The organism is Synechococcus sp. MIT S1220 (genome assembly GCF_047303025.1).
Lineage (GTDB): Bacteria > Cyanobacteriota > Cyanobacteriia > PCC-6307 > Cyanobiaceae > Parasynechococcus.
The window spans coordinates 520,006-542,163 of the sequence record NZ_CP138939.1 but is presented as its reverse complement, the minus strand read 5'-3'; the positions used below and the strand labels follow the sequence as shown (position 1 = coordinate 542,163).

21 protein-coding genes are annotated in these 22,158 nt (G+C 55.9%); 11 read left to right on the top strand and 10 right to left on the bottom strand.

Annotated features, from left to right (window positions below; all coding sequences use genetic code 11):
• Nucleotides 1-34 precede the first annotated feature (34 nt).
• The 3 genes from SIB64_RS02705 (at nt 35) to dnaB (ending at nt 2,954) form a co-directional block, all read left to right on the top strand.
• Nucleotides 35-967, top strand: coding sequence for an acyl-CoA desaturase (locus tag SIB64_RS02705; RefSeq protein ID WP_413441791.1), 933 nt, complete (start codon nt 35-37; stop codon nt 965-967).
• Nucleotides 968-1,007: 40 nt separating this feature from the next.
• Nucleotides 1,008-1,466 (top strand): 50S ribosomal protein L9, encoded by a 459-nt coding sequence (gene rplI / locus SIB64_RS02700; protein WP_413441790.1) that lies wholly within the window; start codon nt 1,008-1,010, stop codon nt 1,464-1,466.
• A 75-nt stretch (nt 1,467-1,541) separates the two neighbouring features.
• Nucleotides 1,542-2,954 carry a replicative DNA helicase gene (gene dnaB / locus SIB64_RS02695; protein ID WP_413441789.1) on the top strand — a complete coding sequence of 471 codons (1,413 nt, stop codon included), beginning with the start codon at nt 1,542-1,544 and terminating at the stop codon, nt 2,952-2,954.
• 38 nt (nt 2,955-2,992) lie between these two features.
• On the opposite strand, the gene SIB64_RS02690 is transcribed toward dnaB, so the two are convergent.
• Nucleotides 2,993-4,288, bottom strand: coding sequence for a S8 family serine peptidase (locus tag SIB64_RS02690; protein ID WP_413441788.1), 1,296 nt, complete (start codon nt 4,286-4,288; stop codon nt 2,993-2,995).
• A gap of 357 nt (nt 4,289-4,645) precedes the next feature.
• Here SIB64_RS02690 and SIB64_RS02685 point away from each other — a divergent pair, with 357 nt between their 5' ends.
• The 5 genes from SIB64_RS02685 (at nt 4,646) to SIB64_RS02665 (ending at nt 10,134) form a co-directional block, all read left to right on the top strand.
• Nucleotides 4,646-5,629, top strand: coding sequence for a helix-turn-helix transcriptional regulator (locus SIB64_RS02685; protein ID WP_413441787.1), 984 nt, complete (start codon nt 4,646-4,648; stop codon nt 5,627-5,629).
• A gap of 508 nt (nt 5,630-6,137) precedes the next feature.
• A complete protein-coding gene (gene mnmG, locus SIB64_RS02680; RefSeq protein WP_413441786.1) occupies nt 6,138-8,078 on the top strand; it encodes a tRNA uridine-5-carboxymethylaminomethyl(34) synthesis enzyme MnmG in 1,941 nt (646 codons plus the stop codon).
• A 122-nt stretch (nt 8,079-8,200) separates the two neighbouring features.
• Nucleotides 8,201-8,989, top strand: a complete 789-nt coding sequence (locus SIB64_RS02675) for a hypothetical protein (protein WP_413441785.1) — start codon at nt 8,201-8,203, stop codon at nt 8,987-8,989.
• Between the two features lie 17 nt (nt 8,990-9,006).
• The gene (locus SIB64_RS02670) at nt 9,007-9,585 is read left to right on the top strand and encodes a chorismate lyase (RefSeq protein WP_413442843.1); all 579 of its coding nucleotides are present in this window, start codon (nt 9,007-9,009) and stop codon (nt 9,583-9,585) included.
• Nucleotides 9,586-9,675: 90 nt separating this feature from the next.
• Nucleotides 9,676-10,134 (top strand): hypothetical protein, encoded by a 459-nt coding sequence (locus tag SIB64_RS02665; RefSeq protein WP_413441784.1) that lies wholly within the window; start codon nt 9,676-9,678, stop codon nt 10,132-10,134.
• A 74-nt stretch (nt 10,135-10,208) separates the two neighbouring features.
• Here the strand turns inward: SIB64_RS02665 and SIB64_RS02660 are convergent, their stop codons facing one another.
• From SIB64_RS02660 to SIB64_RS02650, 3 genes are all read right to left on the bottom strand, one after another.
• Entirely contained in the window at nt 10,209-10,703 is a 495-nt protein-coding gene (locus SIB64_RS02660; RefSeq protein ID WP_413441783.1) for a DUF1269 domain-containing protein, read from the bottom strand.
• Nucleotides 10,704-10,753: 50 nt separating this feature from the next.
• Entirely contained in the window at nt 10,754-11,284 is a 531-nt protein-coding gene (locus SIB64_RS02655; protein WP_413441782.1) for a hypothetical protein, read from the bottom strand.
• A gap of 109 nt (nt 11,285-11,393) precedes the next feature.
• Nucleotides 11,394-11,942 carry a SprT family zinc-dependent metalloprotease gene (locus SIB64_RS02650; RefSeq protein ID WP_413442842.1) on the bottom strand — a complete coding sequence of 183 codons (549 nt, stop codon included), beginning with the start codon at nt 11,940-11,942 and terminating at the stop codon, nt 11,394-11,396.
• Nucleotides 11,943-12,015: 73 nt separating this feature from the next.
• On the opposite strand from SIB64_RS02650, the gene SIB64_RS02645 reads away from it, so the two are divergent.
• The 3 genes from SIB64_RS02645 to SIB64_RS02635 are packed head-to-tail and all read left to right on the top strand — an operon-like array spanning nt 12,016 to nt 14,652.
• A complete protein-coding gene (locus tag SIB64_RS02645) occupies nt 12,016-12,435 on the top strand; it encodes a hypothetical protein (protein ID WP_413441781.1) in 420 nt (139 codons plus the stop codon).
• A complete protein-coding gene (ligA, locus tag SIB64_RS02640; protein ID WP_413441780.1) occupies nt 12,428-14,470 on the top strand; it encodes an NAD-dependent DNA ligase LigA in 2,043 nt (680 codons plus the stop codon). Before SIB64_RS02645 ends, ligA begins: the two co-directional genes overlap by 8 nt.
• Nucleotides 14,467-14,652, top strand: coding sequence for a hypothetical protein (locus tag SIB64_RS02635; protein WP_413441779.1), 186 nt, complete (start codon nt 14,467-14,469; stop codon nt 14,650-14,652). Before ligA ends, SIB64_RS02635 begins: the two co-directional genes overlap by 4 nt.
• Here SIB64_RS02635 and SIB64_RS02630 read toward each other — a convergent pair.
• From SIB64_RS02630 to SIB64_RS02605, 6 genes are all read right to left on the bottom strand, one after another.
• Nucleotides 14,628-15,251, bottom strand: coding sequence for a TVP38/TMEM64 family protein (locus SIB64_RS02630; RefSeq protein ID WP_413441778.1), 624 nt, complete (start codon nt 15,249-15,251; stop codon nt 14,628-14,630). The two genes, SIB64_RS02635 and SIB64_RS02630, sit on opposite strands and share 25 nt — an antisense overlap.
• Nucleotides 15,252-15,286: 35 nt before the next feature.
• A complete protein-coding gene (locus tag SIB64_RS02625; protein ID WP_413442841.1) occupies nt 15,287-16,075 on the bottom strand; it encodes an ABC transporter permease in 789 nt (262 codons plus the stop codon).
• Nucleotides 16,075-16,872, bottom strand: a complete 798-nt coding sequence (locus SIB64_RS02620; protein WP_413441777.1) for an ABC transporter permease — start codon at nt 16,870-16,872, stop codon at nt 16,075-16,077. Before SIB64_RS02620 ends, SIB64_RS02625 begins: the two co-directional genes overlap by 1 nt.
• Nucleotides 16,872-17,846: an ATP-binding cassette domain-containing protein gene (locus tag SIB64_RS02615; protein ID WP_413442840.1), complete on the bottom strand. Its 975-nt coding sequence runs from the start codon at nt 17,844-17,846 to the stop codon at nt 16,872-16,874. Before SIB64_RS02615 ends, SIB64_RS02620 begins: the two co-directional genes overlap by 1 nt.
• A 620-nt stretch (nt 17,847-18,466) precedes the next feature.
• Nucleotides 18,467-18,814 carry a putative quinol monooxygenase gene (locus SIB64_RS02610; protein WP_413442839.1) on the bottom strand — a complete coding sequence of 116 codons (348 nt, stop codon included), beginning with the start codon at nt 18,812-18,814 and terminating at the stop codon, nt 18,467-18,469.
• A gap of 456 nt (nt 18,815-19,270) precedes the next feature.
• Entirely contained in the window at nt 19,271-22,096 is a 2,826-nt protein-coding gene (locus SIB64_RS02605; protein ID WP_413441776.1) for a hypothetical protein, read from the bottom strand.
• Nucleotides 22,097-22,158: the final 62 nt, after the last annotated feature.

Below are 22,158 nucleotides of genomic sequence, written 5' to 3'. Positions count from 1 at the left end.
TCGACTATAGTTTTGAGCAATTAATCAGATTGAGATGTCGTCCACCGTGGTCGCAACACCCTCGCCCCCAAGTCGACCAACACCCTCAAACGACTCGAAAAAGCTCGCAGAACATCTGCGCCAACCCCGCAAAGGCCACGATCCAATCCGACCTGATCAGGCGAAACGCTGGGGGACGATCGGATTCATGATCACGATCCACTCCCTGTCGGCCGTGGCCCTTTCACCAATGTTCTGGAGCTGGCAGTCCGTCAGCGCCCTGGCGATCCTTTACTGGATCACAGCCTGTCTTGGCGTCACGATCGGCTATCACAGACTTCTGTCGCACCGGTCTTTTAAGGTGCCCCAATGGCTGGAACGTTTTTTCGCCACCTGCGGTGCCCTCAGCTGCCAGCACGGCCCGATTGACTGGGTTGGACTGCACCGCCACCACCATAAGTTTTCTGATACGGATGCTGATCATCACAACAGCCACCGCGGTTTTTGGTGGAGTCACATGGGCTGGATGTTCCAACCCATTCCTGCCATGCAGGCGGTGCCCCGCCTGAGTGGCGACCTCGCCAAAGACCCTTACTACCGCTGGTTGAACACCTATTTTCTGCTATTGCAGCTCCCCCTCGGACTTCTGCTGTTCTGGATCGGAACGACAACGGGCGCGGGTGGATGGGCGATGGTGCTTTGGGGGATTCCTCTTCGCCTCGTGCTCGTTTATCACGTCACCTGGCTGGTGAATTCAGCGACCCACTGCTGGGGCACGGTGGCCTACGACAGCGGTGACGCCTCCCGGAACAACGGCTGGGTGGCTGCCCTGACCTTTGGGGAAGGTTGGCATAACAACCATCACGCCTTCCCTCACTCCGCCCGTCATGGTCTGCAACCCGGCCAGATTGACCTCACTTGGGAGCACATTCGGCTGATGCGGGCTCTTGGCCTCGCCACTCGCATTCGGCTACCTGTCGCATCGTAAACTTGTCGATCGCTAAGAGCCGTCGTCAGGATCGTTCCCCATGCCAAAACGTGTTCAGATCGTTCTGAATGAGGACATCCTCAGTCTCGGAAAGAACGGAGACATGGTTGAAGTCGCTCCCGGTTACGCCCGCAATTTCCTGCTGCCCTTCGGCAAAGCCGTGCCCGTAACGCCGGCCGTGATGAAGCAGGTTGAGCATCGGCGCGCTAAGGAAGCCGAGCGTCAGGCAGCCCTGAAGCAGGAGGCGATCGACTTCAAGACCGCACTGGCCACGATTGGACGCTTCACCGTGAAGAAGCAGACAGGAGAGGACAACGTTCTGTTTGGAACGGTCACCAACGGCGATGTTGCAGAGGCGATCGAAACAGCAACAAAGAAGGAGATTGACCGTCGCGACATCGTCGTGCCCGAAATCCACAGAACCGGCAAATACACCGTCCACGTGAAATTGCACAGCGAGGTCACCGCAGAACTGAACCTGGAAGTGGTGAGCTACTGATCGACACTCCACATGAGGTGCTGATCGGGCTCTGCTGAGCCAAAGTGAATAACCCTTGATCAGTGGCCTACCCCCATGGTGAGCGTCCCCCTTTCTGACAACGGCGATAACGCCGGTGGGGGACGTACCAGGTTGAATCGGGGACGGGATCAAGAACCGAATTTCGAGGCTCTCCCGGATTCCGTTCCGCCCCAGAATCTTGAGGCGGAAGAAGCCGTGCTTGGCGGCATCCTCCTGGACCCTGATGCCATCGGCCGGGTTGCAGATGTGCTACAGGCGGAAGCCTTTTACCTGAGCGCCCATCGCGAGATCTACAGAACCGCCTTGATGCTTCATGGCCAGGGCAAACCGACAGATCTCACCGCCATGACCGCCTGGCTGGCAGATACAGGGTCCCTTGAGAAGGTGGGCGGCAACAACCGCTTGATTGAGTTGGTCGAACGCGTGAGCTCCACCGCCTCCATGGAACAGGTGGCGAGGCTCGTGATGGACAAGTTTCTACGGCGGCAGTTGATCCGCTCCGGAAACGAGGTGATCAAGCTCGGATTCGACCAGACCCTGCCGATGGAGCAGGTGCTCGATCAGGCAGAACAAACGATCTTCGCCATCAGCCAGGAAAAACCATCCAAGGGGCTGACGCCCACAGCGGAGATTCTCACGCAGACCTTCGAAGAGATCGAAAGCCGGTCGCTCGGGACATCTGTGGCAGGAATTCCAGTGAATTTCTACGACCTGGATGCCATGACCCAGGGGCTTCAACGCAGCGATCTCATCATCGTGGCTGGCAGACCGGCCATGGGAAAGACCTCGATTGTGCTCAACCTGGCCAAGAACGTGGCACAACTGCACGATCTGCCCGTGTGTGTCTTCAGCCTGGAGATGAGCAAAGAGCAGCTCACCTACCGCTTGCTGTCGATGGAAGTCGGGATTGAAGCTGGACGGCTACGCACCGGACGGCTTCAACAGGAGGAATGGCCCTTGTTGGGGCAGGGAATCAACAGCCTGGGACAACTACCCATCTACATCGACGACAAACCAAACTCAGGAGTCCTTGAGATGCGCTCACTCTGCAGGAGGTTGATGGCGGAACAAGGCAAAGAACTTGGACTGGTTGTGATTGATTACCTGCAGTTGATGGAGGGATCAAGCCCAGACAATCGCGTCCAGGAACTCTCACGAATCACCCGTGGGCTCAAAGGAATGGCACGAGAATTGAATGTTCCTGTGATCGCTCTGTCTCAGCTCAGCCGAGGCGTTGAATCACGCACCAACAAACGACCCATGCTCAGTGATCTTCGCGAATCCGGCTCGATCGAACAGGATGCTGATCTGGTGTTGATGATTTACAGAGACGAGTATTACAACCCCGAGACCCCCGATCGAGGAATCACCGAAGTGATCGTGACCAAACACCGAAATGGCCCAGTTGGAACCGTCAAGCTCTTGTTTGAACCGCAATTCACCAGGTTCCGCAATCTGGCAGCTTGATCGTCCAGCTCTAAAAACCAAAACAAGACATCACACGGCTATACCGATCCCAATTCGACCTGCGCCTCGCCGATCAAAGCCAGTGGTGATTGGTCATGCGAACCAAGGGCAAAGGAGTGATCAGGCGATGCTTGTTGCGTCACAAAGGCATCCCACTCCAACGTCTCGAAAAAACCCAATCGCTTGACGCGCTTCAGGCTTTTCTTAGCACTCCATGGCATATCAAGAACACGGGATAATGCCCCAGTATCACGTTGCGACGCGACAAACTCCTTGGAGGAACTATCCAAAGAAATCACCGCAACATTATCAAAAGGCCACACAATATCGTCAATAAATTTATATCCTTTGCACAACAACTGCTCATTCACATCATGCTGCGTAATCCCACTAGATTGGTTGACCACACCCACCAGACGCTGATAATTGATCAAGGGATCTGATGCTTGTCGCTCCGCCCGTCTTGCATAGCGAGGCGAAGCCACACTATTGATTTTGCGAGTATGAACAGCAGCCAGCGCGCCACCACTTTTACTTTTTCCAGCCAGCAGTGTAGAACCTTTAATCTGTGAAAATAACTGTTTTTCAACAAAAGAAGGCTTGGACTTAGGCTTTTTAGCATAAATCTTGGCGACATAAGCCGATACAATTGGCGCCGCCTGTGACGTACCACTTTTTCGAGACCTTGCGGAAACCGAAAAGGCATCCGCACTCAATATATTTTCACCAGGAGCAAAAAGATGCACTGATTTCTTGCCATAATTCGAAAACGAAGCAGCATCTCCACCGGCAGAAGTTGCACCAACTGAAATCATGCCAGGTACATTTGCTGGAGTACACGGGACAACATCGTTGTCATTACCTTGATTACCCGCCGCCGCAATGAAGACTGCCCCGTAGCCTGATTTTCCCAAACGAACGGCCTCTTCCATAAATGAAAATTCAGAGGTTGGCAATCCAACTACCCCAAAACTGTTGTTAATAACCTTGGCACCATTTTCCAATGCATAAGACCATGCGAAAAGGGCATCTGAAAGCACGCCATTCCCCTGTTCATCAAGCATGCGTACCGGCATCAGCTCCGCTTTCGGGGCCAGCCTTGCAACAATCCCAGCCACATGGGTGCCATGGCCCTGAGGATCACCACTATTTGAAAGGGTTGTTGCTAAACCCGCGGATGAAAAAGTATCCAATCCATGGATGTCATCAATAGCCCCATTACCATCATCATCAATTCCATTATTTGGAATCTCGCCAGAATTAACCCAAAGGTTGGGCGAAATATCACGATGCTTTAAATTCAGCCCCGAATCGACGATGGCAACAATCGTCATCTCGCCACGATCGAATGCATTATTAAGAGCATAGCCGCCAGGATGGACATCGACTTCATATTAACAAGTTTAAAGAAATTGAAATGAGCCAAGAACTTAGCCTTGGTACATTCACGGACAAACCGAGGAAGTATCAGGACGTAAAATAAAATCATATATATATCTTTGACCACCCATCTCTCAATTAATCGCTTAAAAATTAAATTTAACCCGTTTCGGCAACGTCTTTTGCACTAAACACCCTAGAAAACAGGCAAACTCGCTTCAGTCTCCTGAATCACGGACGAATGGGCTCATCTTTGGTGAGTCGAGTGCTGGACGTAAGCAAAACTGTCTGCGGGTTACAAAGAGTCTCCCGTGCAGCTGCTTGACGCGACGGTCCGGAGCTGTGCCGACCTCCAAGAACTCTTCAAGCCAATTTCATCAGACCTTGCGGCTCTGCAACTGAGTAACGGCCCCTTGGATGGCCGGCTCCGCATTTACAGCCTCGGAGCATTTCGACTCACGCTGCTGGAAATCAATCAGTCGCTCTTCATTAGCGGTACACGGAGACCAAAACCCTGCACACTTGCCCTTGATTTAGGGAACACAACCGAGCTTGGCGAAACCAGGGCCCAAGGGATTCAAATGCCTTGGAAGGGATTGATGGGGTACAACTTTCAGCTCAGAGATTTCGACTTGCAACTACCAGCCCATTGCAAAGTGGCCACATTGATCATCAGCAAAGACCACCTCCTTGAACGACTAACAAGGCGAAGGCAGAGCAACCTGATCCTGGAACGCTGGGAGAAGACCAATCAGTTGGAATTGCAAGAGCCAAGTGGAAGCGTGTTCCAACAACAACTCCATGCATTTGTTAATGCCCCGAATCAGGACACTTCCCCTGATGCCGCTGATTGCCTGATTACAGCTCTGCTCGATTGTTTTGACAACCAAAACGCCGAAACGCGCCCCATTGCCAAGCGACAGATTAGACATCAGGCCGCCATCGAACTTCTGCATTGGTGTCAACAAAATCCCCAACAAAGCATGACCATCGATGAGATGAGTCAGGTGCTGTTCCAATCACGGACGTCGCTATTCAAGGGATGTCAGGAACATTTTGGTCGTACACCGCTGGAATTACAACGCTCGATTCGACTCGATCTGGTGCGCCAACTTCTCCTCAACCCCGAGCGTTGCCAGCGCCTTGAACTGGAAGGAGTCGGCGCTATTGCAGCCAAACTTGGGTTTCAAAGCCGTAGCCACTTTGCGCGACGCTATGAACAGCGATACGGGGAATTACCCCAAGACACCCTGCACCAGAACAGATCCAGGGATCACAACGCAGGCCCGTCATAACAAGCCGGGACAACCAACTCACCATCAACGCATTCCAACACCTCACCACAACTGCAGCCGACAGATCGATAATCTGTGTATTTAGCGTGGGGCGGGCTTGATTAACACACAATGCTCGATATTACAGCTACAATATTTTCACACTGAATGAAACTCTATTGAAAAATTATTCGTCACTAGCCTTTAAAGCACAACGACTGAGACGAAATACCCCTCACAGCAGAGCCTATTTTCACGTCAATACTGAATTGCTTCGCGTCTTTACACACCAAACATCGCATCAAAGACAACCGACAAAAAGTCAACAAATACTTGACACCACAAACACTCGAATCCATCTTGGTGACGTTTCCAGGAGCAGCTGATCACCACAGGCCACCAGCAACTGATTCCTCTCCATCTAGAAATCATCCAAGGGCATCCCTGTCGATCCGTAAAACTCTGAACCTGGAGCGACGTCACGCCCAGAAGAGCTAGCGGGCTGAACCAACTTGCTGATAATGATGAGATGAGCTTCAGCGCCATCCCAACCGAATCCTTCGATTGCATTGTGGTCGGGGGTGGCCATGCGGGCTGTGAAGCAGCAATCACCACAGCTCGACTCGGACTCACAACCGCCCTGTTCACCCTCAACCTCGATCGGATCGCCTGGCAGCCCTGCAACCCGGCTGTCGGCGGACCCGCCAAGAGCCAGCTTGTCCATGAAGTAGATGCCCTTGGTGGCGTGATCGGTCGGCTCGCCGATGCCACCGCCATCCAGAAGCGCATCCTGAACGCCAGCCGCGGTCCCGCCGTCTGGGCACTACGCGCGCAAACCGACAAACGCCTGTACAGCCGCCAGATGCTGCAGCTGCTGCAGCACACACCCAACCTCGCGCTGCGCGAAGCAATGGTGACCGGCCTTGAGGTATGCACTGAGGGCGATCAACAACGGATCACCGGCATCCGTACCTATTTCGGCAGCGTTTATGGGGCGGAGAGCGTCATCCTCACCGCCGGCACCTTCCTAGGGGGCCGCATCTGGGTGGGGCACCAATCCATGGCGGCCGGTCGTGCCGGCGAGCAGGCCGCCGAAGGCCTCACTGAAGCGCTCCAGCAGCTCGGCTTCCACACCGATCGACTCAAAACCGGCACACCGGCCCGCATCGATCGACGCAGCATCGCCCTCGACCAATTGGAGGAGCAGCCGAGCGATGCGTCCGATCGCTTCTTCTCCTTTGATCCGGCTGCCTGGGTGAGCGGTGAACAAATGAGCTGCCACATCACCCGCACCACCGACAAAACCCATCAACTGATTCGCGACAACCTGCATCTCACTGCCATCTACGGCGGCGTGATCGACAGCAAAGGGCCGCGCTACTGCCCCTCGATCGAAGACAAGATTGTCCGCTTCGCCGACAAAGAAAGCCACCAGATCTTCCTGGAACCCGAGGGGCGTGACACCCCGGAGATCTATGTGCAGGGTTTCTCCACCGGCTTACCGGAACCAATCCAACTGCAACTGCTCAGAACACTTCCTGGACTTGAGCACTGCGTGATGTTGCGTCCTGCCTATGCCGTTGATTACGACTACCTGCCCGCCACCCAACTGAAACCTTCGCTGGAAACCAAGCGCGTGCGCGGCCTGTTCAGCGCCGGCCAGCTCAATGGCACCACGGGCTACGAAGAAGCTGCCGCCCAGGGGTTGGTGGCCGGCGTCAACGCTGCCCGACTGATGGGCGGTCAGGAGCCGGTGCATTTCCCCCGCGAGGGCAGCTACATCGGCACGATGATCGACGACCTGGTGAGCCGTGACCTGCATGAGCCCTACAGAGTGCTCACCAGCCGCAGTGAATACCGCTTGATTCTCCGCGGCGACAACGCCGACCGACGTCTCACGCCGCTGGGCCGCGAGCTCGGCCTGATCGACGATCGCCGCTGGACGTTGTTCGACGACAAACTCCGAGCCATGCAAACCGAAAAAGAACGCTTGGAGAGCCAACGGCTCAAAGTCAGCGACCCAGCTGCACCGGCGATTGAGAGGGAAACCGGTGCGGTGATCAAGGGATCAATCACTCTGGCCGATTTGCTGCGACGCCCTGGGATGCACGCCGCTGATCTGCTCCGCCATGGCCTCTCGGACAGAAACCTACCCTTGCCGGTGAGGGAGGGAGTCGAGATTGACATCAAGTACAGCGGCTACCTGCAGCGACAACAGCAGCAGATCGACCAGGTCAAACGGCAGAGCCAGCGGAAACTGTCCGCTTCTATGGACTACGCATCAATCAAGACCCTTTCCCGCGAAGCCCGCGAAAAGCTGACGGACATCCAACCCACCACTCTTGGTCAGGCGTCGCGCGTCCCAGGGGTGAGCAAAGCCGACATCACGGCACTGCTGATGTGGCTTGAACTGCAGCAGCGACACAAGTCGGACCCAATCAAGGCCACCGCGCCATCTCAGAGGGCGTAATGAAAAGGCATCGGATCTTCAGGATGATCAACTTTCATCCATGCCCAACCCACAGTCTGGCGGTTCTACCCCTCGCCCTGCCAAGCGAAGCTCGATAGCGTTGGGTCCCGTCCCTACTGACCTTGGTTTCACGGGTCCCTACCTCGAGCGCCTACTGGAACCTGCGGGCCGAGCAGGTGATGGACAAGGTTTTTGAAAAGGATGCCTTCCGCGCCAACCAGCCACCTCTGGTTGCGGTTGACGTCGATGTTGAGGAACCCAGCAGCGATCTGCCAAGACAAACCGATGGTGGCAGTGGTTCTGAACGACCTCCAGCATCGAAGGCTGATGTCTGGCTCATCCCCTTGCTGAGTGGACTTGCGGCAGCAGGAATGATCAGCAGTGGGTTGTTGATCGGCAGCTGGAGGCAGTCCGAATCTCAACTGGCGCAAGAACGAAATCTGCGCTTGATCGAACGGCTGAGAACGCCTCCCCCGGCCGAGCCAATCAAGTCTCCCGCCAGGCCAGCGCAACCCATGACCCCGACGCCCCCGGCGCCAGGCCGCACCGGGGAGGTGCCACCGCCTCCCGAACCTGAATGGGTGACCAGCCTGGAACCTCTCACCCTTCCGATCCGCCGATCTCCTGACAGCGGTGCAGCCCCTGCGCCGGTGGTGTCATCAGCCCCATCACCAGGTCCAGCAGCAGTGGCTCGCCCTTCGGATGCACCGGTGCCACAACTCACTGGGGTGGTTCAAGGTCCAGGGGGGAGCAGCTCGGCCATTTTCCAGTTGAACCAGTCCTCCCTTTCGGTGGGATTGGGAGATGGAATCGGGAACAGTGGCTGGACCCTGGAATCAATCAGCGAAACCGGCGCAGTGATCCATCGCAATGGTGAGCGGCGCAACCTATCGGTGGGAGGCGTGTTCTGAGCAATAACCCAGTTCCGCTGCAGTCACCCCACCAGCTCTGGCAGGCTCCGACCCAGGCGGTGCTCTCTGGCGAGGGCCCGCGCCAGTTGCCGGGTCCCTGGCGCCTGATGCTGTTGGGAGACGGCAGTCCAACCCGTCACCTGCGCTTGCTGACCGGTGAACCGGTAACCGTCGACTTGATCGCCATGGAACCGGATCGCTCGGATCATTCCGGCGCACCCACGGAAGTGACGGATCTCAAGCCTCCGCTGCTGCGTCGCCAGGTCTGGCTGAACTGTGGTGGAAGCACTCTGGCTTGGGCGGAAAGCTGGTGGAATCAGGAGCAGGCCGATCATCATCTGCGCGATCGCGAACAGCCGATCTGGCGGAGCCTCACCCAGGGCCGCTCCGAGTTGTTCCGCGAAGTGGATGGCTTGGCTCTCGTGGAAGCTGACTGGCTCCAGGCAAGTTTCGGCCTGCGAGGACCGTTCTGGAGCAGGCACTACCGGTTTTTTCGCGGGGGGAAAGCGTTGACGGTGATTCGCGAGGTATTCAGCCCTCAGCTGGAGACCTGGCTCGGCCCCACCCTGCGCCAGGAGCTCCACAAAAGTTCATGAATAAATCCCTAGGAATGTTGGGATTTGCTCTTGACAACTTGCCATCACCTATGTGCTAAGGATCATGGAATGACACTGGTTCACCGTGTCATGGCAGCCTCTCCAATCTGGCTCAGCCTCACCGACCTCGGTCGGATCTTCGGCATTTCAGCTGTCCACTGCGGCCGCAATTTAGAACAGCTGGGCTGGCGAGATCGCCGCGGCCTCCCCTCTCCAGAGGCCCTCGAATCTGGAGCAGCAAAAACATCCGGTCCCCACGGACAGTCACAAAGCACGCTGTGGAACCGCGAAATCTGCGGTGGCGCTTTCGAGGACAAGGGGTACAGACCAATGCCGCACAGTCAGCAGGTGCAGCAATGGACCTATTTCCTCGAGGCGATGGCCGAGGGTTCTCCATCCATCAACGCCACCGTTGAGCAAATGGCGGAAGACATCCCAGGAGACCTTGTTGAGGATGTCAATCACCAGCTAGCCGCCCGCGGCTGTGGTTTCCGCGTTCCTCGAACAGGAGCAAGCCATCACACCAGACGCAGTGCTTCTGCCTGCTGAACAGGCTGCATGCCCGATCAAGACGAGACGACAGGGATGCATCGCCAGCCGACAATCAACGCATCCCTGCCCTCTTAAGCCGCAGATTTCAGCAGTTCACGCAGCTTGTCCTCATTGGCATGGCTGAGGCTGGTTTTCACAATCCGTGCATTGGGGGCATGACTGCGAAGCCGATCCACGATCCGATCAGGGGTGCCGTCACGCACCAGGAGCGCTAGAGCAGCACTGCCTTTGGGAAGGGTTTCACTGAGATCTCGCAAGAACTGATCATTGATCCCGATATCACTCAAGGCCCCGGACGCCGCCCCGGCCCCAGCCCCCACCACGAGTCCAGCCAGTGGATTCAAGAAAATCAGGCCCACCAGCATTCCCCAAAACGTTCCACTGGCCGCACCTGCAGCAGCCATGTTGATCGCCTGCCGGAGATGAACATGACCATCCTCTCCGTGCTCCAGCACCACGGCATCCTCCAGAGCAATCAGGTGTTCTTGCTGCATCCCAACCAGCTCGCTTCTCACCTGCTCAGCCTCATCGGTTGTCGGGAAGCCGATCACCACCAGATTGCTCATTAGATCTTGGAGTCGATGCCCCGAACGGTAATCAGGGATCAGCGTTCGGGTCAGGTGCGGCGCCGACTCGACCGTGGCAAGGCCCGCCTAGACGACACTTCGTTGCTGCGCGTCCAGTGTTCAACGCGAAAACTCTCATCGTCGGGCCAGACATCGGCATCAGGCGATGACGCCGGGGTTGGGTCCTCCAACCCCGGCGAATGCGACAAGGGCGGCGGCTGGAAAGATGGCTTTGGAGACGATGGCTGTTGGGAGGAAGGTCCCACTCCATTGGGTGATGAAGAGGGGCGTTGAACCCGTCTGGAAATGGCGTTCAAAGGGCGCTTACCACTGCGATTCAGCACATCTTTCTCCCTGGGGTCCTGCCATGGCTCCCGCCAATCTTCATCATCCTCGAGCAGCCATTCGATCCGATCACCCACCCAGCGTCCGACCGAATCCAGGTCGATCGAGCTGCGCCGCTGTCCTGGGCGACGCCCCGAAACACCATCAACAAACTGTCGGCCAGTTTCAAGCCACTGATCCATGCGTCGATCGCGGCTGTCCTTCGACCGGAAACTTCGAGCGGGTCTGTCCTCCATACCTCTGACGTTACCGACGGCGATGCCGAAGCTGATGTTCCCGTCGCAGGCCAATCACGGCGATGACGACTCCCGCACATTCCAGGGCGATCAAAAACGTGGCCATTGATCACCCCCTCCCATCGACCGGTTCATAGTGCAGCAGACAGCTGGCATGCCACTGCCCGCCATGGTGCAGATCGCAGCAGGAGCGACAAGCGACATTGCGTACACGACGGCGGTATGGCGTCCGACGTCGACATGTTGGACATACGGCCCACCAGCGTGGAGCCTTCGCGGGAACCGGATAGCTGTGCCGCACGCTCAACTGAAAGCGATCCTGCGACCCGTTGATGACGTTCATTCTCCGGCGGAAGTGGGGGCCGTGGCCCTCACGGCTATGCAAAACCAGATCAACCCAGGCGTGAATCATCTCGTGGCAAAGAGTGCTCTCCGTTGCCTCTTGCGGCAACGGCTCGAGCACAGGCCTTGAGAGCACGATCTCGCAGCCACGACCTTCTGCGACCGCTGGGCCTCGCCGGTAAAGGCCTGCCGTCCGGGACATGCGTCCATCGCTCCACCGAATAGCAGGCAAGGGCTTTCCCGCCCTAGCGAGTGCTCCATCGAAGTGCTCCCTGTTAAGGCGATGGAACAGCGGCAGCAACGGCAGCAGCGACAGCGGCGAACCTGATCAGGAAGTCCCACCATCCTGCCGTGGTCAGTCAGACTCTGCCCTGGTCTGAAGACAGCTGATGGAACTGGGTCTGGTGCGCGAGATCGGCAGCAAGGCACTGCTGGCCGGCGGAGGCGCTCTGCTTCTCTACTGGACCTTCACGGCAGTGAAGCTGATCCTCAGCGCACGCGGGATCAACCCGCTGATCAAACAGTTTTTCACCCAGGTGGCAGCCGGCCGAATCGACGCGGCCTATCTGCTCACCACCAAGACCTACCGACAGCACGTGAACCGCCAGCAGTTCATCCGCTTTCTGGCTGGATTGCGCCTGAACAAATACCGCAATCTCAAATCCGGTCGTCCGCGCATTCAAGAAGGGAACGTGATCCTCACGGTGAAACTGAAGGCTGAGAACAACGACGAACTTCCCCTCGATTTCACCTTCACCAAAGTGGAGGACGATTGGAGGATTGCCCGCATCAATCGGGTCAATGCCTGATCAGAGTGAGCGGGCGGCTGAATTACGCGGTCTGCTCAACAGGGCTGCGCACGCCTATTACGTTCTCGACCAACCGATCCTGGAAGACCCAGTCTACGACAGGCTTTACCAGGAGCTCGTCCAGCTGGAATCAGCAGAACCACGCCTGCGGAGCAGCGATAGCCCCACCCAGCGGGTGGGAGGTGCTCCTGCGGAAGGGTTCACCAGCGTTGACCACCGCATCGGGCTGCTCAGCCTCGATAACGCCTTCACGCGAGGGGATCTCCTCGCATGGCACGAGCGGCTGCTCAAGGTGCTGGACCGCCCGGGCGACACCCAGCTGCCCCTGGTGGGGGAACTAAAAATTGATGGCAACGCCCTCGCCCTGAGCTACCGCAACGGGGTGCTGGAGCGGGCCGCCACCCGTGGCGATGGCACGCGCGGTGAAGAGATCACCGCCAATGTGCGCACGATCAGCTCCATTCCGCTTCGCCTACAGATCGACAACCCACCGGAATGGGTGGAGGTGAGGGGCGAGGCGTTCATCCCCGATGCCACCTTCGCGGTGATCAATGCTGAACGCGAGCAACGGGGCGAAGCCTTGTTCGCCAATCCCCGCAACGCCTGCGCCGGCACCCTGCGGCAGCTCGATCCGAAGGTGGTGGCCGCCCGCCGGCTCGACTTCTTCGCCTACACCCTGCATTTACCGGTTGACGCCCAACCTCCCAGCCAATGGGCAGCTCTGGAGTGGCTGAACACGGCCGGTTTCCGCGTGAACCCGAACCGGGAGCTCTGTGCCGACCTGGCCGCCATCCAGAGCTTCTGCGACCACTGGGAGCAGGGTCGCCATGACCTCCCCTACGCCACCGACGGCGTGGTGGTGAAGCTGAACGACCTGCTGCTGCAGGACGAAGCCGGCTTCACCCAGAAGGCACCGCGCTGGGCGATCGCCCTCAAATACCCCGCTGAAGAAGCCCCCACCCGTCTGCTGAGGGTGGGGGCGCAGGTGGGCCGCACCGGTGCCGTCACCCCTGTCGCTGAATTCGAAGCGGTGGCCCTGGCCGGCACCAGCGTCAGCCGCGCCACCCTGCACAATGCCGATCGGATCGCTGAACTGGATCTGCATCTGGGCGACACCATCGTGGTGCGCAAAGCCGGCGAAATCATTCCCGAAGTGGTGCGGGTGCTGCCCGAGCTCAGGCCCAGCGACGCCACCCCGGTGCAACTGCCGCAGCACTGCCCCGAATGCGGCTCCAGCCTGGTGCGGGAGGGCGACGAAGCCGCCACCCGCTGCGTGAACAGCAGCTGCCCGGCGATCCTTCGGGGTGGCCTGCGCCACTGGGTGAGCAAGGGCGCCCTGGATGTGGATGGCCTCGGCAGCAAGTTGATCGAACAACTGGTGGACCGCGGCCTGGTGGGCTCGCTGGCCGATCTCTACCGCCTGGATGCGGCCCTGCTCGCCAGCCTGGATCGCATGGGGGACAAGTCGGCCACCAACCTGGTGGAGGCCCTGGAGGCCTCCAAAAAGCAGCCGTGGCACCGGCAGCTCTACGGCCTCGGGATCCGGCACATCGGCGAGGTCATTGCCAAGGCGCTCGCTGCCGAGTTCTTCAGCATCGACAGCCTCGCGGCAGCAGCTCTGGAGGCCCCGGAGCAGATTGCCGAACTGCATGGCATCGGCCCGGAAATCAGCGCCAGCCTTGGACAATGGCTCCACAACCCCGCCAACAATCAGTTGCTTCAGGATCTGCGCGGCGTCGGCCTCTCCCTGGAAGCCAGTGCAGCCGAGCAGGAGGCCGCGAGCCAAGCCGGAGCTAATGCCAACGGCATGCTGCAGGGCAAGACCCTGGTGCTCACAGGCACGCTCCCCAACCTGAGCCGCAGCGACGCAAAAGCGCTGATCGAGGCGGCCGGCGGCAAGGTGATTGGCAGCGTCAGCAAGAAGACCGACTATCTGGTGGCGGGCGAGGCCGCCGGCAGCAAACTGACCAAAGCTGAGAGCCTCGGGGTGACAGTGCTCAGCGAAGTCGACCTCACCGCCATGCTTGAGCCATGAGCCAACCCACCCCTGCGCTGCATCGCTGGATCAAGACCGACTGCGGACGGGCCAAGTTGGCTGAGCTGCAGCAACGCACCGGTCCGACCGCCCGCGCGCGCCTGGCCTGGTTCATTCTGATCGCTGCCCTGCGGGACTGGCGCCTGCCCAATCCCGATCAGAGCGACGTCTCCACATCCTGAAGGGCCCGCCGGGCAGCCCTGCTCACCAGCCAGACCACCGCCAGCGTGGCGAGCACTCCCGCCACCCGCAGGGCCCAGGTGCCGGCATCAGCCTCACCCCCCAGCACCTCACCGAAACGGGCCACATCACCGGCCAACGCCCCCAACCCGCAGAACAGCACCGTGCCGGGGAGGATGCCGATCAAGCCGATGCTGTAGTCCCGCAGGCTCACCTCACTGAGGCCGTAGGCCAGGTTGAGCAGCGAGAAGGGAAAGGCAGGCGAGAGGCGTGTCAGCAACACCAGCTTCAGGCCCTCCTTGCTGACGGCCCGCTCCACCGCCTGCAGCCTGGGAAGCTGCTCCAAGCGGCGCCGGGCCCAGTCACGCAGCACCGAACGCCCCAGCAGAAACACCACCACCGCCCCCAAGCAGGCCCCAACGAACACCAGGCTACTGCCAAGCCAAGTGCCATAGAGCACACCGGCCAGCATCGACGCCCACACCCCCGGCAGCAACAACGTCACCCAGAGGGCGTAAAGCGGAACAAACAGCAGTGCTCCGACAGGGGAGCGCAAAAGCTCCAACACATCCGGCAGCCAGTGCTGAACCAAGGAGATCAAGCGAACTCACCCACGCATGGCGTGGAGCATTGCACTCAACTGGAGGCTGAGGTGTAAAACCGCAGGGCAAACAACCAGAAGGCACGCGCCACCGAAAAGAACAGCACCGCCAGCGCCAAGCCCGCCAGCAGCATTGGTGCTGCAGCCTCACCAAGCAGCACCTGGGCGGGAACCGTGGTGAGAAACGCCACCGGCAACACGAGGGTGAACAGCAGGCGCAAGGCCGGAGGGTAGGCGTTGAGGGGATAACGGCCGGAGGCCAGCAGGGCGCGCAACACCTCCGTGGCATTCCAGGTCTTCACAAACCAGATGCTGGTGGCGGCAATCAGAAACCAGAGCGAGTAGAGGATCAAGCCCCCGGCCAGCAACATCACCAGCACGGTGAACAGGGAGGGCAGGGTGAGCACCACACCGGCCTGAACGCTGCCATAGATCAACAACGCGAACCCCAGAGCGATCTCAGGCAGCCCCCCCGGCGACAACGTGCGCAGTGACAGCCAGAACTGGCTGTCGATCGGTTTGAGCAGCACGAAATCCAGGGTTCCCTCGCGCACATGGGTGACGATCGCGCCGAGGTTCGGGCGCAGCCAGGTGCTGGCCATGCCGTCGAACACGGTGTACAGCCCCTGCACCATCAGAGCCTGGGCCCAGCTCCAGCCACCCAGGGTCTGATCCGGGCCATAGAACAGCGAGAGCAGAAACAGGCTGCCGCCGAGGCTCATCGCCACCGCTAGCAACTCAATCAACACGTTGGCCTGGTACTCCAACTGCACCGCCACGGCGGTGCTCCAGAAGCGCCGCAAGGTTCGCCAGTAGCGCCCCATCAGGCCCCCATGGCGCTGTAGCGCCGCACGCCGGCCCGCCAGAGCAGCAGCACCAGCGGCAGCAACAGAGCCACCCAAGCCAGTTGCGCCGCGAAGCCCGCGATCAGATCCACCGGCTGGCCGGCCAGCAATCGAGCTGGAAAGTCGATCAAATAAGGGAAGGGGGTCCACTGGGCCAAAGCCCGCACCCCCGGCGGAAACGCCGTGAGCGGCGCCAGCAACCCGGAGAGAAACACAAAGGGAATGAACTGGAGCCGCTCCAGGGCGCTGGCCTTCTCGCTCCAGAAGCAGAGAGCGGCGATCAGGCTCTGAAACAGGAAGGCGATGGCAAAGGCCAACCAGGTAGCGAGCCAAGCCAACAGGAACCCGCCCAATGACGGCAACCAGAAGGCCTGGGGCTGCGCCACAAAGAACACCGCAGCAATCAGCGCAGCGAAAGGCAAGCGTGTGAGCTGCTCGCCGAGATGAGCTGCGACGTAGCGCCAGAGCGGATGAAGCGGCTGCAAGAGATAGGGAGAAAGGCGCCCGAGCAGAGCGTCTTCCTCGAAGGCATACACCACCCACACCACCGAGAACTGGCGCACCAGAAAAGCGCTGAGGAAATAACGATCAAGCGCCACCCCATCGAGCCCCAGTCCGAGGCGGGCCTCACTGCCGCTCCAAACGCTCAGCATGATGAACGGCAGCACACCGGAGAGCGCCCAGAGGGCAATCTCGGCGCGGTACTCGAGCATGTGGGCGTACTGGGAGCCCAACAGCACGCGGATGATCCGCCGGTTCAGCCCGAAGATCCGCATCAGACGCGCCCCTGGCGGAACAAACCGCCAATCAGCTCTTCAATGGGTGGGTCCTTCACGTCCAGGTCCCGGACAGGAAAACGTTCCAGCAACTGCGCAACCACGATGGTGAGCTGATCTCTCGGTACAAGGAGCCGCACCTCACAGCCCTCGATCCGTTCCAGCCGACCAAGGCCTTCAAAGGCATCCGACTGAGCAGGACGCTCCAGCTCGAGATGGACCTCTCGCTCCGGCGCCAGCTGATCGGCCAGGACCTCAAGGGGACCGTCATGGAACAGACGCCCTTGATGAATCAGCAAGACCCGCTGGCAGAGAGCGGTGATGTCAGCCATGTAATGACTGGTCAGCAACACCGTTGCTCCGGTGCGCCTGTTGTATTCGGCCAGAAACTGGCGGACGCGGGACTGGGCATTCACATCCAAGCCAAGGGTGGGCTCATCGAGAAACAACACCTCCGGCTCATGAAGGAGTGCAGCCAGCAGCTCTGCTTTCATCCGCTGCCCAAGAGACAACTTGCGGACCGGCAGGGTGAGCTCCTCGCCGAGCTCCAACAGGTCCGCCAATTCAGAGGTACGCCGACGTGCCACATCATCGGGAATGCCGTATACCGCAGCGTTCACCCGAAGCGAATCCAACGGCGGCAAATCCCACATCAGTTGCTGCTTCTGGCCCATCACCAAAGTGATACGACGCAGAAACTCGGCCTGGCGCCGCTGCGGTCGGTGACCTGCCACCTGCACGTCACCATCGCTTGGGTAAATCAAGCCGCAAAGCATCTTCAATGTGGTGGTTTTCCCGGCCCCGTTCGCACCGAGGAAACCAACCATCTCTCCGGGAGCGATTTGAAACGACACATCCTGTACCGCCGCGACATCGCGATAACGACGCTGCAGGAAATGACGAAGGGTGCCTGCAAACCCGGGTTGCTTATCGGCCACCTTATAGGTCTTGCTTAAACCTCTGACATCAATCAATGCCATGGCAACCGAGTCAACATGTTCTGCCGCCTCAACACAAAACAGTAACGGACGTTCAGGGGGAGTGACGCCCGACCACCGAGCTTTCAAGAACCACGATGAAGATGCACAGACAACACCAGCAACGATCACTTGAAGCCAATAACAATTCAACAGAAGTACCCGATGGTCACAAGACAAAATTCACGCCCAAGAAAACAACCAGTTGATCAAGGACACATCCCGAGCCACCAATCAGACAAGGCCGCGACTAACGGTGCAACGGATGACCTTTTGCCCGCCTCATAGATCAGTGGAAAGACCATTCACCAATGGCCTCAAAACAGGCCAAGAGGCAGGACTTTAACCAACACATTCTCTACACAGAAATTAAAATAGAACTCTTGGCTTGCAAATAAGCCAAATTTCATTATTTAACTCAACTAAAAATCAATTTAAAACCCTAGCAAAAATGCATGGAAACCCGAGATTAAAATATGCAACATCAATCCAAGCTTAATTCAAATGAATGAGAGAATAATTCAAGATGATTCAACCTCTAGAAGCTCAACCAGTGAATTAATTTAATGATCGAGCTTTAAACAAACAAACTTCAGTGAGTATAAGGCTGGTCAAGATCAAACTGTCTTGAAAGCCGAAATCGGCGCATAAACCACATTTAAATCACCAACCTGATACTTTTTGACGTAGGAATACCAATCGTTAAAGTGCGTGGAGGCCAAATGCGTCTGCAAAGCATCATAACTAGACCATTCCTCGTCCCAAACATACATAGTCGGATCGTTCAAATCACGGCTACAGGTGTAGAGTTTCGGTCGATCAATTTTCGCTGTCGAAGAAAATAAAGCGTCGGTTTTTAGCATATATTCCTCGTACTTACTCTCTGGTATTTCAAGGCGAATACGGCCAATTACGTGAATGGGAGCAGTCGCATCAGCCCCAGAAGGACCAGAAAGAGCAGGCATCCAGCTCACGCAAGCGGCAAGGATGAGAGCAACAAGCGATAGGGATAAATATTTGCTCCAACGGGATCCTGAAAGCAAAGCCGACGACCAAAAACTTTTCACAACAAAAAGAAGCTTCTATCTTTATAGCCTAGCAATAATTCCTAGACTAAGGCAAAATCAAAGCCTAGAAAACATATCCACCCCAGGCAAAACCCAGACTTCTCAAGACATTCATGCATGAGGACGATGGATAGAAATGCGCACGGACCTGAGCTGTCGGTCCAAAGGAGCAACGATTCACCACCACTACATGGACCCCATCTCAGCATGACCTGCTTTTCCAAAAAGATCAGTGCCGTGATCAGCGAAGATAGATCAGGCAATCTGAACAGCATCAGATCAAATAATTCCCTCCAACAATTGATAACAAACTTTTGAGCCAAGTGAATCGCACTTGGCTTGATGCAATTAACCTCAAGCAAGAACTGGGAGTTGTCCACTCATCAAAAGATCCATCGATGTAATATACAATTCATCAGTGGTTTGAAAAGCGAATGAATTCTCGCCAAGCTGTGAGAACTCCTTGGAGAAGGGAGTATAAAATTTCCGATTAATCTTGAGGTAAGGAGCATACAAAGCACCACCTTCAACACTGAATGATTTGTGATTAGCAGGATCAGCTTCTGCAAGAGCATCCTGATCTTCCAGAGAAGCCAGAGCCTCACCAAATCGTTTCGATTGATTGGGGGAAATAGATTTGCCTGTCAGTGGATCCTGAATCGATCCGCTTTGATCGATCAATTCGAAAAGACCATAACCAACTTTTTTATCATGTAAATGTGTTCCAGTAGAATCAAGGAGATGGAATTCACCAGACAATGTTCGCCGTGGTATCTGCACGAGATCGACAACACCTGGAGCATCCATCTGGATGGAACTACTCACTTCCGAAAGGCCTTGAGTTGGTGAATCCAAAGAAACAGTCAACCCGTCAAACTTGACAGACTTTTTACTGGTTTTGGCGTCTGCAGGGTTGAGAAATAACGCTTCACTCTCAACGAGTCCGTTATCAGTGATATCAGCAGCAGACTGTGCCGAAGCAAAGAATCGAAGCTGATCACCAGAAATAAAAGGAATCATCCGGTGGTTAACTTGTTTCAAAAATCGATTATTTTTCATTGCTTTCGGCTGCTCGAATAAAATCTTTGGCGAGGAGTCTTCAGAGGTCAAATATCCATAAGTTAAATTCTCTGGCGAGGGCACTTTGGCTTTAATCGCCAGATAGCCGCCAACATCATTCGTCTTCGTTTGATTGGTTGGGATGACAAATTTTTCATCGACCTGCAAAGAAAGCATCAAGTCTGGCATTGACTTTAGAATATCCGTCAATTGTTTTGTCCCAGCAACCTGCTCGGGATAAAACTGAGAAATATTTGAATTAACTGGATAAATCACAACGTCACGACTGGCAAGTTGACCAGTCTTCAACATGGGGCCAAAATCGGATGCAAACTGGTTATAAGCAGTGGATGTTAAATATTGGTTGACCTGTGAGCCTCCAGAATAACTTTCGATAAAAACAAGTGTATTGGGATTATTAGAATCAACATAAAAATCAGATTGCACAGAAAGGCCTTGCTCGTTCACAGCATCCATAAAATTCGCACTTAAAGCAACCGCTTCTTCGAAATGACGAGGCTTGACTTTTGCAACACCAACCAACACTTGCCCATTACTTTCGGACCCTACATCTGCATTGACAGTATTGTTTGCAACATCAAGTTCAGACACCTTCAAAAGATCACTCGCGGTTTCTTCAAACTCAGAGGAATCTTGAAGAGCAGACAGTGCTGAATAAGTCTCATAGGTAGATTGAATGACGTAAGAAGGAGAGTCGGTACTCTGCGAGGATTTCTGTAACAAGTAAGAATTCAGCACTCCATCACTTGTTGAAATCACATCATGGAGCTGCTCCAAGCTATCGACAAATGATCGCCTACCTTTCTTAGAACTAGGCCCAACATATGTATATTCAGCTGTCTGAACAACTGTTGGATCAAAAGGCGTCGAAAAATCTACATAATCCGAGGGGGCATTGGGTGCAGGAGGCAAATAGAAAGGAGAGGAATCAGGATCATCTTCCTCTGTTAGCCAGGGCGTTTGAGACGTTTTGGACCAATAGGATGGCGGGGGAGTACTGATCGCAGCAGTATCATTAGGAATTTCAGGATTCCAATTTCCTCCTGCACTATTTGGATCAGCAAATGAGCCAAAGTTACGGCTCATAGCGACATGATAGTCAGGGAAAGTATTGAAATAATCAACAAATCTCTGTTGATTCTCAATTCCAGTTTCACTACCAATATTTTTATTATTCAAATTTCCGAACGAAGCAGCATCATTCGATGTATCAAAGAAATATCCGATCCTTGGATCAGGCAAAGTGAAAAATTCTTCAATACCTCCCTCTGGGTAGCCTGGAGTGCGAGACCAAATGGTTAAAAAGACCAATGGATCTCCACTCGGGCTCGCATTTCGATAGGCGTGCGCATGCCCCCGAGGGAGATAAACAGATTGTCCAGGCATCAAATGCCCGTAATAGAACGTGTCAATATTGTCAGATGTAATAACCTTCCCAGAATAATATTCATCTGATGGTTCCGAACCCTCTGGGAATTCGTTTAATTCATAGGGTTCATCCAAAGGATCTCCGATCCAGGAATCCATCTCACCCTGAAGGAGAATGAACCACTCATCTTCTGCCCAGTGAATATGAGGAATCGGGCCTGCGTTGTATGGAGTAACGGTCAGTGAGATCGTAAATGGACGCTGAGTTTTAGAACTGGACAATGCATCTAAAACAACTGGTGTTTCTCCGTTGTTTTCACCGTTGTAGAGGTCTTTATCGTTGATGGTGTCTTGGTCGACACTGAACGTTAAAAATTGCTGTGCTTCTCCGGCTGGAAAGCTATCCCATTGGAAGGAACCCTCTGATGCGAGATTGGGAAGATCAATATAAAGAGGAAGGCCTTGGCCAGTCTCATTTGTTTCCGTATTGTTGGCCCAGGTTGTCTTGATAAAAGATTGGTAATCAAAATTCTTAGCGATTGGCAAAGCCAATCCCTTGGGAAACGTATATGCAGGGGCTAAGTTATAAGCTGCATTGGGATTGTAACGGTCTTCCTTACTAAAATTGGGGATTTGAAAATAATTTGGCTGCGACTGAGTGGGCTCATACGTTGAATCATGACCACCAGACGAAGAATGGCCATCATGATGGTCATGCCCTGGCCCTTGCAAGACGTGACCCAGAATATTCCGCTCAGAAATCACATTGACACAAGCGTTACGAACACATGCTA

Coding starts and splice junctions, on each gene's coding strand:
- SIB64_RS02625 (WP_413442841.1), bottom strand. CDS start 16,075: ATGGGGCGCTACTGGCGAACCTTGCGGCGCTTCTGGAGCACCGCCGTG.
- SIB64_RS02660 (WP_413441783.1), bottom strand. CDS start 10,703: ATGAGCAATCTGGTGGTGATCGGCTTCCCGACAACCGATGAGGCTGAG.
- SIB64_RS02665 (WP_413441784.1), top strand. CDS start 9,676: ATGGCAGCCTCTCCAATCTGGCTCAGCCTCACCGACCTCGGTCGGATC.
- SIB64_RS02620 (WP_413441777.1), bottom strand. CDS start 16,872: ATGCGGATCTTCGGGCTGAACCGGCGGATCATCCGCGTGCTGTTGGGC.
- mnmG (WP_413441786.1), top strand. CDS start 6,138: ATGAGCTTCAGCGCCATCCCAACCGAATCCTTCGATTGCATTGTGGTC.
- rplI (WP_413441790.1), top strand. CDS start 1,008: ATGCCAAAACGTGTTCAGATCGTTCTGAATGAGGACATCCTCAGTCTC.
- SIB64_RS02655 (WP_413441782.1), bottom strand. CDS start 11,284: ATGGAGGACAGACCCGCTCGAAGTTTCCGGTCGAAGGACAGCCGCGAT.
- SIB64_RS02645 (WP_413441781.1), top strand. CDS start 12,016: ATGGAACTGGGTCTGGTGCGCGAGATCGGCAGCAAGGCACTGCTGGCC.
- ligA (WP_413441780.1), top strand. CDS start 12,428: ATGCCTGATCAGAGTGAGCGGGCGGCTGAATTACGCGGTCTGCTCAAC.
- SIB64_RS02705 (WP_413441791.1), top strand. CDS start 35: ATGTCGTCCACCGTGGTCGCAACACCCTCGCCCCCAAGTCGACCAACA.
- SIB64_RS02635 (WP_413441779.1), top strand. CDS start 14,467: ATGAGCCAACCCACCCCTGCGCTGCATCGCTGGATCAAGACCGACTGC.
- dnaB (WP_413441789.1), top strand. CDS start 1,542: ATGGTGAGCGTCCCCCTTTCTGACAACGGCGATAACGCCGGTGGGGGA.
- SIB64_RS02690 (WP_413441788.1), bottom strand. CDS start 4,288: ATGACGATTGTTGCCATCGTCGATTCGGGGCTGAATTTAAAGCATCGT.
- SIB64_RS02610 (WP_413442839.1), bottom strand. CDS start 18,814: ATGCCTGCTCTTTCTGGTCCTTCTGGGGCTGATGCGACTGCTCCCATT.